The sequence below is a fragment of the Pseudomonas sp. GD04091 genome (assembly GCF_029836165.1).
GTDB lineage: Bacteria > Pseudomonadota > Gammaproteobacteria > Pseudomonadales > Pseudomonadaceae > Aquipseudomonas.
Map to the genome: position 1 here is coordinate 299,548 of NZ_JAOEBG010000001.1, position 13,797 is coordinate 313,344.

Below are 13,797 nucleotides of genomic sequence, written 5' to 3' on the forward strand. Positions count from 1 at the left end.
AAAAAAGCCCGGCCATCTCAATGGCCGGGCAGGCACACCCAAAGGAGCACAAGGTGTCAAGGTTGGGAATTCGTCGCGTATCAGGCCACCGCGGCCAGCTTGGCCTTGGCCTGGTTCAGACCCTTCTCATGGAACTCGCCGCTCATGTTCAGCCCTTCGGCGTGGATGAACTCCACCTCGTGGATACCGATGAAGGCCATCACCTGGCGCAGGTAGGGTTCCTGATGATCGCTGCTGGCACCGGCATGAATGCCGCCGCGAGCGGTCAGGACGATGGCGCGCTTGCCATTGAGCAGCCCCTGTGGACCGGTCGGGGTGTACTTGAAGGTGATGCCTGCGCGCAGCACGTGGTCCAGCCAGGCCTTCAGGGTGCTGGGTATGGTGAAGTTGTACATCGGCGCGGCCATCACCAGCACATCGGCGGCCAGCAGCTCGTCGGTCAGCGCGTTGGAACGCTCCAGCGCTTCGCGCTCGACGCCGCTGCGCTGCTCTTCGGGCTTCATCCAGCCCCCGAGCAGGTTGGCGTCCAGGTGAGGCACAGGGGTCACGGCCAGGTCACGCACCGTGATCTCGTCGGCCGGATGCGCCGCCTGCCACTGCCGGATGAAATCCTGGGTCAGTTGGCGGGAAACGGAATCCTGCTGGCGGGCGCTGCTTTCGATGATCAGTACGCGGGACATGGGTGCCTCCATCGGCGGTAAAGGGTGGCGATTCGATGGAGGTGAGATTAAATGTTGACCTATCGATAAAAAAGCGTAAAAAGTGGGATCAATCTATCGATTAATCCGTTTATTCCGCTTTGCAGTCCAGGGCGATGCGCAGCTTGATGATCTGCCGGTTGAACTTGGCGGTGACATCCACGCTCCTGCCGGCCGGGACATTGACCCGGCGCACGCGCGGGGCCTCGGGGCCATTGCGGAAGGTGACCTTGCAGGCGGCCGGGACCTGCCCATAGTTGTTGAGGCTGATCGAGCCGATGTCGTAGGCCGTGTCGTAGGCGGTGTAGTCCACCTTGACCCCAGTCATCGCCTTCTCCACATCGATAGGGTATGCCATGGCCCCAAGGGGCAGGCACAGCAGCAAAGCCGCACAACATTTCTTCATACGGGCGCTCTCCTTGAGAAGAGCGCAGCTTAGGACAACAGGAGCCTTGGATGAAAGCGCCGCGCGTAACTCTGGATCAGTGGCGGACCCTGCAGGCGGTGGTCGATCACGGCGGGTTCGCCCAGGCCGCCGAAGCCCTGCATCGCTCGCAGTCGTCGGTGAGCTACACGGTGGCGCGCATGCAGGAACAACTGGGCGTGCCGCTGCTGCGCATCGATGGGCGCAAGGCCGTGCTCACCGAGGCCGGCAGCGTGCTGCTGCGCCGCTCGCGGCAGCTGGTCAAGCAGGCCAGCCAGCTCGAGGATCTGGCGCACCACATGGAGCAGGGCTGGGAGGCCGAGGTGCGCCTGGTGGTCGATGCCGCTTACCCCAGCGCCCGCCTGGTCAGGGCCCTGAGCGCGTTCATGCCGCAGAGCCGCGGTTGCCGGGTACGCCTGCGCGAGGAGGTGCTGTCCGGCGTCGAGGAGGTGCTGCACGAAGGCATCGCCGACCTGGCCATCAGCAGCTTCAACATCGGTGGTTACCTGGGCACCGAGCTCAGCCCGGTGGAGTTCGTCGCCGTCGCCCACCCCGAGCACGCCCTGCACCGCCTGGGCCGCGAGATCACCTTCCAGGACCTGGAAAGCCAGCTGCAGGTGGTGATCCGCGACTCCGGCCGGGCCCAGCCACGCGATGTCGGCTGGCTCGGCGCCGAGCAGCGCTGGACCGTCGGCAGCCTGGGCACCGCCACCACCTTCGTCAGCAGCGGCCTGGGCTTTGCCTGGTTGCCCCGGCACATGATCGAGCGTGAGCTGCGTGACGGCGTGCTCAAGCCGCTGCCGCTGGATCAGGGTGGCAGCCGTCACCCGCTGTTCTACCTTTATTCGAGCAAGGAAAAGACCTTGGGCCCGGCCACGCAGATCCTCATCGAACTGCTGCGCAATTTCGACACCGCGCCGCTGGACGTGCCCTTCGCAGCCCCCCCGCAAGCCTGAGAGGACCGCGCCCATGGCCTGTTTCGAACACGACGGATGCCAGCTGCATTACCAGGAACACGGCCAGGGCGCCCCCCTGGTGCTGCTGCATGGGCTGGGCTCGAGCAGCCAGGACTGGGAACTGCAGGTGCCCGAACTCAGCCGCCACTATCGGGTGATCCTCATGGATATCCGCGGCCACGGGCAGTCATCCAAACCACGCGCGGGCTACCGGATCAAGGCCTTCAGCGAAGACCTGCTGGCCCTGCTCGAACACTTGGAAACCGGCCCGGTCCACTTCGTCGGCCTGTCCATGGGTGGCATGGTGGGGTTCCAGTTCGCCGTCGACCACCCCGAATGGCTGCGTAGCTTGTGCATCGTCAACAGCGCCCCGGAGGTCAAGCGACGCACCCGCGGCGACTGGATCTGGTGGCTCAAGCGCTGGAGCCTGGCGCGCCTGCTCAGCGTCGAGACCGTCGGCAAGGGCCTGGCCGAGCGCTTGTTCCCCAAGCCCGAGCAGGCCGAACTGCGGCGCAAGATGGCCGAGCGCTGGGCACGCAACGACAAGCGTGCCTATCTCAAGAGCTTCGACGCCATCGTCGACTGGGGCGTGCAGGAACGCATCGGCCTGATCCGCTGTCCCACCCTGGTGATCACCGCCGACCACGATTACACACCGATACAACTGAAGGAGCGTTACGTCGCCCTGATGCCCAACGCCAGGCTGGCGGTCATCGACGATTCGCGGCACGCTACGCCCCTTGATCAACCTGAAGTCTTCAATCGTACCGTGCTGCAGTTCCTCGCAGCCGCTTCCACCTCTCAAGGATCTTTGAGCCCATGCTGAAAAAACTTCTGCTCACCGCCTGCTCGGTCGCCTTCGCCACCAGCGTCATGGCCTCGGACAAGACCCCGCACGTGCTGCTGGACACCAGCTTCGGCCAGGTCGAAATCGAGCTGAACGCAGAAAAAGCGCCGATCAGTACCAAGAACTTCCTCGAGTACGTCGACAGCGGCTTCTACAACAACACCATCTTCCACCGCGTGATCCCGGGCTTCATGGTCCAGGGCGGCGGTTTCACCGACCAGATGGTGCAGAAGAGCACCAAGGACCCGATCCGCAACGAGGCCAGCAACGGCCTGCAGAACACCCGTGGCACCCTGTCCATGGCCCGCACGTCCGACCCGAACTCGGCCACCAGCCAGTTCTTCATCAACGTCGCCGACAACGATTTCCTCAACCCGGGTCGCGACCGTGGCTACGCGGTGTTCGGCAAGGTCACCAAGGGCATGGAAGTGGTCGACCAGATCGTCAATTCGCAGACCACCGTCAAGAAAGGCATGCGCGATGTACCGGCGGATCCGGTGTACATCAAGTCGGCCAAACGCATCGACTGATCCCGCGCCACACAGGGACGTGAGTCGGGTCGAACAGGAGTGTCGTCACCCATGCTGTACCGTCGTTTCGAACAGTTGATCGACATTTTCCGCGAGGCGCCGAGCGAGGCGCCTCCCGGCAAGGTCTGGCCGTTCTACCTCTACTACCTGCGCCAGGTCTGGCCGAGCTTCCTCGCCCTGCTGATCGTCGGGCTGATCGCCTCGTTGATCGAAGTGGCGCTGTTCAGCTACCTGAGCCGGATCATCGACCTGGCCCAGGGCACGCCCAACGTCAACTTCTTCAGCGAGCACAGCGGCGAGCTGATCTGGATGCTGGTGGTGGTGCTGGTGCTGCGGCCGGTGTTCTTCGGCCTGCACGACCTGCTGGTGCACCAGACCATCAGCCCGGGCATGACCAGCCTGATCCGTTGGCAGAACCACACCTACGTGCTCAAGCAGAGCCTGAACTTCTTCCAGAGTGACTTCGCCGGGCGCATCGCCCAGCGCATCATGCAGACCGGCAACTCCCTGCGCGACTCGGCGGTGCAGGCCGTGGATGCCTTGTGGCACGTGCTGATCTATGCCATCAGCTCGCTGGTGCTGTTCGCCGAAGCGGACTGGCGGCTGATGCTGCCATTGCTGGCGTGGATCGCCTGCTACATCGGCGCGCTGTTCTACTTCGTGCCCCGCGTCAAGGAACGCTCGGTAATCTCTTCCGACGCCCGCTCCAAGCTGATGGGGCGCATCGTCGACGGCTATACCAACATAGCCACCCTCAAGCTGTTCGCCCACACCGACTACGAGCAGCAGTACGCCCGTGAAGCGATCAGCGAGCAGACCGAGAAGACCCAACTGGCCTCGCGGGTCATCACTAGCATGGACGTGGTGATCACCTCGCTGAACGGGCTGCTGGTGGTCACCACCACCGGCCTTGCCCTGTGGCTGTGGAGCCAGTCGCTGATCACCGTGGGCGCGATCGCCCTGGCCACCGGCCTGGTGATCCGCATCGTCAACATGTCCGGCTGGATCATGTGGGTGGTCAACGGCATCTTCGAAAACATCGGCATGGTCCAGGACGGCCTGCAGACCATCGCCCAGCCCGTCACCGTCAGCGACAGGCCCGGCGCTCCCGCGCTCAAGGTCAGCCGCGGGGCGGTGCGCTTCGACCATGTCGACTTCCACTACGGCAAGGGCGGCAAGGTGATCGACGCGCTGAACCTGGACATCCGCCCTGGCGAGAAGATCGGCCTGATCGGTCCGTCCGGCGCCGGCAAGTCGACCCTGGTCAACCTGCTGTTGCGCCTGTACGACGTCGACAGCGGGCGCATCCTCATCGACAACCAGGACATCGCCGAGGTCAACCAGGCCAGCCTGCGCGCGCAGATCGGCATGATCACCCAGGACACTTCGCTGCTGCACCGGTCGATCCGCGACAACTTGCTGTACGGGCGGCCGGATGCCAGCGACGAGGACGTCTGGGAGGCGGTGCGTCGGGCGCGGGCCGACGAGTTCATCCCGCAACTGTCCGACGCCCAGGGCCGCACCGGCTTCGATGCCCATGTCGGCGAACGCGGCGTGAAGCTCTCCGGCGGCCAGCGCCAGCGCATCGCCATTGCCCGGGTACTGCTGAAGAACGCGCCGATCCTGATCATGGACGAGGCCACCTCGGCGCTGGATTCGGAGGTCGAGGCGGCGATCCAGGAAAGCCTGGAGACCCTGATGCAGGGCAAGACAGTGATCGCCATCGCCCACCGCCTGTCGACCATCGCCCGCATGGATCGGCTGATCGTGCTGGACAAGGGGCATATCGTCGAGAGCGGCAGCCACGCCGAACTGCTGGCCCAACGCGGTTTGTATGCGCGGTTGTGGCATCACCAGACGGGCGGGTTCGTCGGGGTGGACTGAGCGGGCTGGGCGCAAGTGTACTTGTGAGAGCGGGCTTGCCCCGCGATGGCGGCAGCCTGGGCGGATGCCATCGCGCGGCAAGCCCGCTCCCACGCCGCCATCGTTTCAGCCTTGGCGATACGGCAACATACCCCTGGCCTCCTCGGCATACGCCCTCACCCCCACCCGCTCCTGCTCCAGAAATTCATCCACCGCCCGCCGCAACCCCGGATGCAGCAGGTAATGCCACGAGCGCGTGATCACCGGCTCGAACCCGCGAATCAGCTTGTGTTCGCCCTGGGCACCGGCATCGAAGCGCTGCAAGCCTGCGCTGATCGCGTAGTCCATGCCCTGGTAGAAACAGGTCTCGAAGTGCAGGCGATCGAATTCATCCAGACACCCCCAGTAGCGACCGTAAAGGCTGTCGCCACCGACCAGGCTGAACGCCATGGCTACATCGCGCCCGTGCTGTCGGGCAATCACCACGCGAATCGCGTCGGGCATGCGCTCGGCAACAAGGCCGAAGAACTCGCGAGTCAGGTACGGCGCCCGTCGTCGCACGGCATAGGTGTTGGCATAGCAGCGGTAGACGAAATCCCACTGCGCCTCGCTCAGCTCATCGCCGCGGTACCAGGTGAAGTCGATCCCCTGTCCCGCCACCTGCTCGCGCTCCTTGCGCATCTGCTTGCGCTTGCGTGAGCTGAGCGTGTCGAGAAAGTCCTGGAAATCCCGGTAGCCGCGATTGCGCCAATGGAACTGGCAACCCAGGCGCTCCATCCATGCCGGCACGCCGGCAATGGCCTCATCCAGCACACTGTCGGTGAAATTGATATGCGCCCCGGACAACCCGCCCTTGCCCAGGTACTCCGGAATCGCCTGCAACAGCAACGCGCCATCGCCAGCATCGGCCGCCAACAGGCGGGGTCCGCTCACCGGGCTGAACGGTACCGCGCCCAGCAGCTTGGGGTAGTACGCGATGCCCGCGCGCTCGCAGGCATCGGCCCAGCCATGATCGAACACATACTCGCCGAACGAATGCCACTTGCGGTAGGCCGGCAGCAACGCCCGCACCTCGCCGTCGCGCTCCAGCACCAGGTGCTCGGCGGCCCAACCGGTAGCGGGCACGACACTGCCGCTGTCCTCCATGGCCGTCAGGAAAGCATGGCGCAGGAACGGTTGGCCGGCGGGCACCAGGGCATCCCAGGTGGCCGCCGGCAGATCGCGCAGATGGGCAAGGCTATGAAGGCTGATCACGATACCGACTCGCTTGAGAACAGGGCGCCAGTATTGCCAAACCGGCCGTGACACTCAAATGACGCCCCGTTTACTTAACAACAGTGCCACTGTTTAGACATTATTCTGTCATCCGCCCCCGCAATACTTGCGCCTGTTTTCCGGAACCCCAGAACCTGTCTATTCAGGCCCTTTCCGAAGACATGCCAACTCGGGGGCGGGCGCTTGAGCCTCCCCACTTTTTCCAACAGGGAGAACCTTATGCGTCTTGTTTCTACACTTACTGGAGTGAGCCTCACCGGCATGATGCTGGCTCTGAGTACTCCGGCCAGTGCTGCTGTCGACGCCAAGCTGCTCGAAATGCTCCGCGCCAATGGCTCGATCAACCAGGCGCAGTACAACGAACTGCAGGGCGACCTGGCAAAGGAAACCAAGGAAAAGGCCGACCAGAAAGCCCAGTCCGAGCGTCTGAGCTCCTTCGAACAGAAAGTGGCATGGGCCGCCAAGACCCAGATCAAAGGTGACGTGCGCCTGCGTTACGAAGACGTCAACGTCGACAACCCCAACAGCCGCAGCGGCAACCAGGACCGCGAGCGTGTTCGTGCCCGCGTCGGCTTCTACAGCGAGATCAACCCGCAGGTCGACGCCGGTATTCGCGTGGCCACCGGCAGCAGCTCGGACGCCCGCTCGACCAACCAGAGCCTGGACAACTACTTCGACAAGAAATCGCTGTGGGTCGACCTGGCCTACCTCGACTGGCACCCGACCGCCGTGCCCAACCTGCACCTGATCGGCGGCAAGATGATGCAGCCTTGGGTGAGCATGGGCGACATCATCTGGGACAGCGACATCAACCCCGAAGGCGTGGCCGTCACCTACAAGACCAACCTGGGCGGCGCCGAGCTGTTCGGCAGCGCCGGTCACTACACCCTCAAGGACAACGTCGACGGCGACGGCGTGCAGTTCAAGCATGACGCACAGCTGTACCACGGCCAGCTGGGTACCAAGTTCAACCTGGCCGATACCGTCAAGGTCACCGTCGGTGGCAGCCTCTACGGCTTCGACAACGACAAGCGCTCGGCCGTGCTGCGCAGCTTCGGCAACACCACCACCGAATTCAACCTGGCGGAAGGTTTCGGTCAGGTGGACTTCACCGGCTTCGCCATTCCGCTGTCGGCCTACGGCCAGTTCGTCAAGAACACCGACAGCACCGACGGCGAGGACAAGGCCTGGTTGGCCGGTCTGAAGACCAAGGTGGGCGCCTGGAGCCTGGACTACAACTATCGCGACGTACAGCGCAACGCCGTGGTCAGCCTGTTCACCGACTCCGACTTCGGCGCCGGCTTCACCGGTTCCCGCGGCCACAAGTTCAAGGTCGGCTACGAGATCGACAAGAACTTCTCCCTGGGCGCGGCCTACCTGATGGCCAAGACCGACCTGTCGCAGCTGCCGAACAACAATGCTGATGTCGACACCCTGCAGGTCGACCTGGAAGCCAAGTTCTAAGCGCTACGCTCCTTTGCTCCACCCTGAAGCGGGAAATGCTGACCCCATCCAGCATTTCCCGCTTTTTTTGCCTGTCAGAAAGCCGGGGCTGCTTCGCAGCCCTTTCGCGACACAAGGCCGCGCCTACAGGAGAATGCAAATCCCTGTAGGAGCGGCCTTGTATCGCGAAAGGGCCGCAGAGCGGCCCCGGCATTCTCGAATCAGAAATCAGCGCTTGCGCAGCACCACGCTCCCGATCGAATACCCTGCACCAAACGAGCTCAACACACCCAGCGAACCCTTGGCCAAATCATCCTGATACAGGTGGAAGGCAATTACCGAGCCCGCCGAACTGGTATTGGCATAGCGATCCAGAATCACTGGCGCATCTTCCTCGGCCACTTCACGCCCCAACAGCTTCTTGACGATCAGGTGATTCATGCTCAGGTTGGCCTGGTGCAGCCAGAAGCGCTTGACGTCCGACGGCTGCAGGTCGTTCTCGGCCAGGTGCTGACCGATCAGCTCGGCAACCATCGGGCAGACTTCCTTGAACACCTTGCGGCCTTCCTGCACGAACAGCTTGTCACGGGCACCGATGCCCTCTTCCGCGGCGCGGTTGAGGAAGCCGAAATTGTTGCGGATATTGTTGGAGAACGCCGTCAGCAGCTTGGTGCTGACAATATCGAACTGATGCTTCGAGGTAGCCAGGTCGGCACGCTCGACCAGCACAGCAGTAGCAGCGTCGCCGAAGATGAAGTGGCTGTCGCGGTCGCGGAAGTTCAGGTGTCCGGTGCAGATCTCCGGGTTGACCACCAGAACAGCGCGCGATTGCCCCAGCTGCACGCTGTTGGCGGCGGTCTGGATACCGAAGGTGGCCGACGAACAGGCCACGTTCATGTCGAAGGCGAAGCCCTGGATACCCAGTGCCTGCTGTACTTCGATGGCGATGGCAGGGTACGGGCGCTGCAGGTTGGAGCAGGCGACGATCACCCCGTCGACATCGGCGGCGCTGCGACCGGCACGCTCCAGGGCTTGGCGGGCGGCGGCCACGCCCATCTCGCAGAGGATCGACTGCTCATCGTTGGAACGCTCCGGCAGGCGCGGCTTCATGCGCTGCGGGTCGAGAATGCCGGCCTTGTCCATGACGAAGCGGCTCTTGATGCCCGAAGCCTTCTCGATGAAGGCGGCGTCGGACAGCGGCGCCGCCTCGACCTCGCCACGCTCGATGGCGGCGGCATTGTCACGGTTGAAACGCTGCGCCCAGGCGTTGAAGGATTCCACCAGTTCTTCGTTGGAAATGCTCTGGGCCGGGGTATACAGGCCGGTGCCGCTGATCACGACGTTGTGCACGGTCGTTCCTCTGGTCTGGGGCCGGCGCCGGACGGGCGCAGGCCAAAAATTGGGGTTCGATACTGGCACCTTGGTACCAGTTTGCAATCGTAATAATCCGTATCGGCGAGGGCGTTGCCCTCGTACGCTGACAAGCCAACGCCTACAGGGGCCATTACCGGAACCTGTGGGAGCGGGCTTGCCAACGATGGGCCGCGAAGCGGCCCAAATTCCACCAAGTTTGCCACAACTTGGAGGTTTTAGGCTTCCACCAGACTCCACTGCTTGCTCAGTCGTTTGTCGGAAACCGGCACCTTCGTCCCCAGTTGCTGGGCGAACAACGACACCCGGTATTCCTCCAGCAGCCAGCGGTACAGCAGCAACTGCTCATCGCGCTTGCCTTCCTGGGCATGCTTGTCGGCGCGGGCCTGGTACTGCGCCCAGCAATTGGCCAGTTCGCCACTCCAGACCCGATCCTTCTGCACCTGCGAACCCAGCTTCTCCAGGCGCAGTTCCACCGCCTTGAGATAGCGCGGCAGCTCCTTGAACCAGGCACCCGGCGTCTCCCGCACGAAGCCCGGATAGACCAGGTTGGCCAACTGCTGCTTGATGTCATTGAGCGCCACGGCCTGGCTCAGGTCGATCTTGCCCTTGAAGCGCTTCTGCAGGCCATGCCACAGTTTCAGCACCTCGAGCGTCTGGCGCGCCAGACGCTCGGCATGTTCGCTCCAGTTGCCACGCTTGCGCTCGGCCAACGAGGCCAGGCCGGCGCCATCGCGCGGCAGTGGGTCTTCGCCTTCCAGCACGCAGCTATCGAGGCTGGCGAGCAGGATGTCTTCGACCAGCGCCTCGACCCGCCCCAGCTCGCGGTACAAAAGCCCCAGTTCGGTCAGCCCCGGGAGCTTGCCGCGCAGGAACTTGGCCGGCTCGGCCAGTTGCTGCAACAACAGGCGCTGCAGCGCGCGACGGTGCTGGAACTCGGCTTCGGCCTGGGTCGAGAAACGCCCTTCGCGCACGGCGCCATTGTCCTCCACCAACGCCGGATAGACCGTCATCGACAGCCCGGCGATCTTCTGCTGGACGGTCTGCGCGACTTGCGCAAAGGCCTTGGCCTGCACCGGCTGCTCGGCCTTCTCGTTGCGCGGCAGGGCCAGCGCCGCCTGGCTGGCGGCGGCGAAGCGGGCAGTCAGCTCGACCAGGTCGCGACCCTCGCCAAGGAACTTGCCCTGGGCATCGACCACTTCGATGTTCATGCGCAGATGCCCCTCGACCAACCCGGCGGCTTCCGCCCAGGCCTCGTCGGCCACCCGCGCCCCGGTCATGCGCAGCAGTTCCTGACCCAGGGCCTGAGGCAGCGCGCCCTGACCGAACGCCATGCGCGACAGGGCCGCCTTGACGAAGTCCGGCACCGGCACGAAATTCTTGCGCAGGGCCTTGGGCAGGTTGCGCACCAGGGCGATGCACTTGGCCTCCAGCAAGCCGGGCACCAGCCATTCCAGGCGCTCGCCCGGCAGGTTGGGCAGCAACGGTGCCGGCACCCGCACGGTCACGCCATCGCGCGGGTGATTCGGCTCGAAGTGATAGCTCAGCGACAGGCGCAACTCGCCCACCTGCAGATGGTCCGGGTACTGCGCGGCGGTGACTTCGCTGGCTTCGCGGGCCAGCACGTCCTCTTCGCGCATGATCAGCAGGTTCGGATCCTTCTGGCTGTTCATCCGGTACCAGCTGTCGAAGGTCGCGGTCTGGTGGATCTCTTCGGGCAGGCGCGCCTCGTAGAAGGCGTACAGGGTTTCCTCGTCGGCGAGAATATCCCGCCGGCGGGCCTTGGCCTCCAGCTCGTCCAGTTGCTCCAGCAGACGCTTGTTGGCCGCCAGGCATTTGGCCCGCGACTGGATCTCGCCACCGACCAGGCCTTCGCGGATGAACAGCTCGCGGGACGTGACCGGGTCGATCGGGCCGAAATGCACCGGGCGTCGACCGACCAGGATCAGCCCGTACAGGGTGATCTGCTCGTACGCCACCACCTGGCCACGCTTTTTCTCCCAGTGCGGCTCGAAATGGTTCTTCTTGATCAGGTGCGTGGCCAGCGGCTCGATCCAGTCCGGCTCGATCTTGGCCACCATGCGCGCATACAGCTTGGTGGTCTCCACCAGCTCGGCGGCCATCACCCACTGCGGGCGCTTGCGACCGATTCCGGACGAGGGGTGAACCCAGAAACGACGCTGACGCGCGCCCTGGTAGTCGCCCTCTTCGGTCTTGTGGCCGATCTGGCTGAGCAGGCCACTGAGAATCGCCTTGTGCATGCGCTGGTAGTCGCAGGCGTCCTTGTTCACCGCCAACTGCAGATCGCGGCAGATCAGCGCCAGTTGGCGATGCGCGTCGCGCCATTCGCGAAGACGCAGGTAGTTCAGGAAGTTCTTCCGGCACCAGTTGCGCAGCGGGTTGGCGGTCAGCGCCTGGCGCTGCTCCTCGAAGCCGCGCCACAGGTTGACCAGCGCGGCGAAGTCGGAATCGACGTCCTTCCATTGGGCATGGGCCTGATCGGCAGCCTGCTGACGCTCCGGCGGACGCTCGCGAGCGTCCTGCACCGACAGCGCGCTGGCGACGATCAGGACTTCCTGCAGGCTGCCCTGGCGGGCGCCTTCGAGCAGCATGCGGCCCAGCCGCGGGTCGATCGGCAAGCGCGCCAGCTGGCGCCCCAGGGGCGTGAGCTGGTTCTCGCGGTTGACCGCCGACAGCTCCTGCAACAGGTTGAAGCCGTCGCTGATGGCCTTGCCATCCGGCGGTTCGATGAACGGGAAGGCATCGATGGCACCCAGACGCAGGTGCAGCATCTGCAGGATCACCGCCGCCAGGTTGGTGCGCAGGATCTCCGGATCGGTGAACGCCGGCCGGCCGTTGAAGTCCTCTTCGCTGTACAGGCGGATGCAGATGCCCGGCTCGACCCGGCCACAACGGCCTTTACGCTGGTTGGCGCTGGCCTGGGACACCGCCTCGATGGGCAGGCGCTGGACCTTGGCGCGGTAGCTGTAGCGGCTGATGCGCGCGGTACCGCTGTCGATCACGTAGCGGATGCCCGGCACCGTCAGCGAGGTTTCCGCGACGTTGGTGGCCAGCACCACGCGCCGTCCGCTGTGGGACTGGAAGATCTTCTGCTGCTCGGCCGGTGACAGCCGCGCATACAACGGCAGGATCTCGGTGTGACGCAACTGGGCCTTGCGCAGGATCTCGGCGGCGTCGCGGATCTCGCGCTCGCCGGGCAGGAACACCAGCACATCGCCCGGGCCCTTGCCCTGGCTGCGCTCGTGCTGGGCGATCTCGTCGAGGCTGGCGAGGATCGCCTGGTCGACGGAAAGGTCTTCCTCGACCTGGTTGCCCTCCTCGTCCTGCTCGCTGGTCAATGGGCGATACCAGGTCTCCACCGGATAGGTGCGGCCGGACACCTCGATGATCGGCGCGCCATCGAAGTGCTTGGAGAAGCGCTCCAGGTCGATGGTCGCCGAGGTGATGATCAGCTTCAGGTCCGGGCGGCGGTGCAGCAGAGTTTTGAGATAGCCAAGCAGGAAGTCGATGTTCAGGCTGCGCTCGTGGGCTTCGTCGACGATGATCGTGTCGTAGCGCTCGAGGAAGCGGTCGTGCTGGGTTTCGGCCAGCAGGATGCCGTCGGTCATCAGCTTGACCAGGGTGTTCGAATCGCTCTGGTCCTCGAAGCGCACCTGGTAGCCGACCAGCGCGCCCAACGGCGTGCCCAGCTCCTCCGCGACCCGCGCCGCCACGCTGCGCGCGGCGATCCGCCGAGGCTGGGTGTGGGCGATCAGGCCATGGCTGCCACGGCCCAGTTCCAGGCAGATCTTCGGCAACTGGGTAGTCTTGCCCGAACCGGTCTCGCCGGCGATCACCAGCACCTGATGCTCGGCCAGGGCCTTCTTGATCTCGTCGCGCTTGGCGGCGATCGGCAGGCTGTCGTCGTAGCGGATGGTCGGCACGCTCTGCTGGCGCGCAGTGACCTGGGCACAGGACGCCTGGACCTTTTCCACCCACTGCGCCAGCTTCGCTTCGTCAGGGCGCTTGCGCAGCTCGTGCAATTGCCGACGCAGCCGATGGCGGTCGGTGATCATGGCGTGGTCGAGGTTTTTCAGCAGTTGATCGATGGCGTGGTCTGTCATGGGGCTTTTTAATGATGCAGGCAAGTGCTGCTTTTTCATGATCGGCAGGCGTAAGTGGCGCGATTGTCGCAGATTTGCCAGCTGGATGCTGCCTGTTACGCCCCTGTCGCGGGTCAAGCCCGCTCCCACGCCCTTCCCCTCGATGAGCCAGGAGTCATCAATCCCTATCACGCTCGAAACAAGATGAGCGTTTAAAGAGTAGCGGCGTGCCAATCGCTAAAAAAACGGTCATCCACTCAAGACCATCGAGCAGCAAGAATTCCCGA

10 protein-coding genes are annotated in these 13,797 nt (G+C 64.2%); 5 read left to right on the forward strand and 5 right to left on the reverse strand.

Translation table 11 applies throughout. From position 1 onward, the window contains the following. Nucleotides 1–80: 80 nt before the first annotated feature. Both N7422_RS01345 and N7422_RS01350 read right to left on the reverse strand, forming a co-directional pair. The gene (locus tag N7422_RS01345; protein ID WP_279804757.1) at nt 81–680 is read right to left on the reverse strand and encodes an FMN-dependent NADH-azoreductase; all 600 of its coding nucleotides are present in this window, start codon (nt 678–680) and stop codon (nt 81–83) included. 109 nt (nt 681–789) lie between these two features. Then, nucleotides 790–1,104 carry a 3-phosphoglycerate kinase gene (locus N7422_RS01350; protein ID WP_279804758.1) on the reverse strand — a complete coding sequence of 105 codons (315 nt, stop codon included), beginning with the start codon at nt 1,102–1,104 and terminating at the stop codon, nt 790–792. A gap of 50 nt (nt 1,105–1,154) precedes the next feature. Here N7422_RS01350 and N7422_RS01355 point away from each other — a divergent pair, with 50 nt between their 5' ends. From N7422_RS01355 to N7422_RS01370, 4 genes are read left to right on the forward strand one after another with little or no spacing between them, the layout of a single operon-like run. Then, complete coding sequence (locus N7422_RS01355) at nt 1,155–2,078, forward strand: LysR family transcriptional regulator (RefSeq protein ID WP_279804759.1); 924 nt, start codon at nt 1,155–1,157, stop codon at nt 2,076–2,078. A 13-nt stretch (nt 2,079–2,091) separates the two neighbouring features. Beyond that, nucleotides 2,092–2,904, forward strand: coding sequence for an alpha/beta hydrolase (locus N7422_RS01360; protein WP_279804760.1), 813 nt, complete (start codon nt 2,092–2,094; stop codon nt 2,902–2,904). Beyond that, nucleotides 2,898–3,455 (forward strand): peptidylprolyl isomerase, encoded by a 558-nt coding sequence (locus N7422_RS01365; protein WP_279804761.1) that lies wholly within the window; start codon nt 2,898–2,900, stop codon nt 3,453–3,455. Before N7422_RS01360 ends, N7422_RS01365 begins: the two co-directional genes overlap by 7 nt. Nucleotides 3,456–3,506: 51 nt before the next feature. Continuing rightward, the gene (locus N7422_RS01370) at nt 3,507–5,339 is read left to right on the forward strand and encodes an ABC transporter ATP-binding protein (protein ID WP_279804762.1); all 1,833 of its coding nucleotides are present in this window, start codon (nt 3,507–3,509) and stop codon (nt 5,337–5,339) included. Nucleotides 5,340–5,444: 105 nt separating this feature from the next. On the opposite strand, the gene N7422_RS01375 is transcribed toward N7422_RS01370, so the two are convergent. Then, nucleotides 5,445–6,572: a GNAT family N-acetyltransferase gene (locus tag N7422_RS01375; RefSeq protein WP_279804763.1), complete on the reverse strand. Its 1,128-nt coding sequence runs from the start codon at nt 6,570–6,572 to the stop codon at nt 5,445–5,447. Nucleotides 6,573–6,812: 240 nt separating this feature from the next. Here N7422_RS01375 and N7422_RS01380 point away from each other — a divergent pair, with 240 nt between their 5' ends. Then, nucleotides 6,813–8,057, forward strand: coding sequence for a putative porin (locus tag N7422_RS01380; RefSeq protein ID WP_279804764.1), 1,245 nt, complete (start codon nt 6,813–6,815; stop codon nt 8,055–8,057). Nucleotides 8,058–8,264: 207 nt separating this feature from the next. On the opposite strand, the gene N7422_RS01385 is transcribed toward N7422_RS01380, so the two are convergent. Both N7422_RS01385 and hrpA read right to left on the reverse strand, forming a co-directional pair. Beyond that, a complete protein-coding gene (locus tag N7422_RS01385; protein WP_279804765.1) occupies nt 8,265–9,386 on the reverse strand; it encodes a beta-ketoacyl-ACP synthase III in 1,122 nt (373 codons plus the stop codon). Between the two features lie 239 nt (nt 9,387–9,625). Beyond that, nucleotides 9,626–13,531 (reverse strand): ATP-dependent RNA helicase HrpA, encoded by a 3,906-nt coding sequence (gene hrpA, locus N7422_RS01390; RefSeq protein ID WP_279804766.1) that lies wholly within the window; start codon nt 13,529–13,531, stop codon nt 9,626–9,628. Between the last annotated feature and the right edge of the window lie 266 nt (nt 13,532–13,797).

Excerpts from the sequence above, each read along its gene's own strand:
- N7422_RS01355 (WP_279804759.1), top strand. The coding sequence starts at position 1,155 with ATGAAAGCGCCGCGCGTAACTCTGGATCAGTGGCGGACCCTGCAGGCG.
- N7422_RS01370 (WP_279804762.1), top strand. The coding sequence starts at position 3,507 with ATGCTGTACCGTCGTTTCGAACAGTTGATCGACATTTTCCGCGAGGCG.
- N7422_RS01360 (WP_279804760.1), top strand. The coding sequence starts at position 2,092 with ATGGCCTGTTTCGAACACGACGGATGCCAGCTGCATTACCAGGAACAC.
- N7422_RS01365 (WP_279804761.1), top strand. The coding sequence starts at position 2,898 with ATGCTGAAAAAACTTCTGCTCACCGCCTGCTCGGTCGCCTTCGCCACC.
- N7422_RS01345 (WP_279804757.1), bottom strand. The coding sequence starts at position 680 with ATGTCCCGCGTACTGATCATCGAAAGCAGCGCCCGCCAGCAGGATTCC.
- hrpA (WP_279804766.1), bottom strand. The coding sequence starts at position 13,531 with ATGACAGACCACGCCATCGATCAACTGCTGAAAAACCTCGACCACGCC.
- N7422_RS01380 (WP_279804764.1), top strand. The coding sequence starts at position 6,813 with ATGCGTCTTGTTTCTACACTTACTGGAGTGAGCCTCACCGGCATGATG.
- N7422_RS01350 (WP_279804758.1), bottom strand. The coding sequence starts at position 1,104 with ATGAAGAAATGTTGTGCGGCTTTGCTGCTGTGCCTGCCCCTTGGGGCC.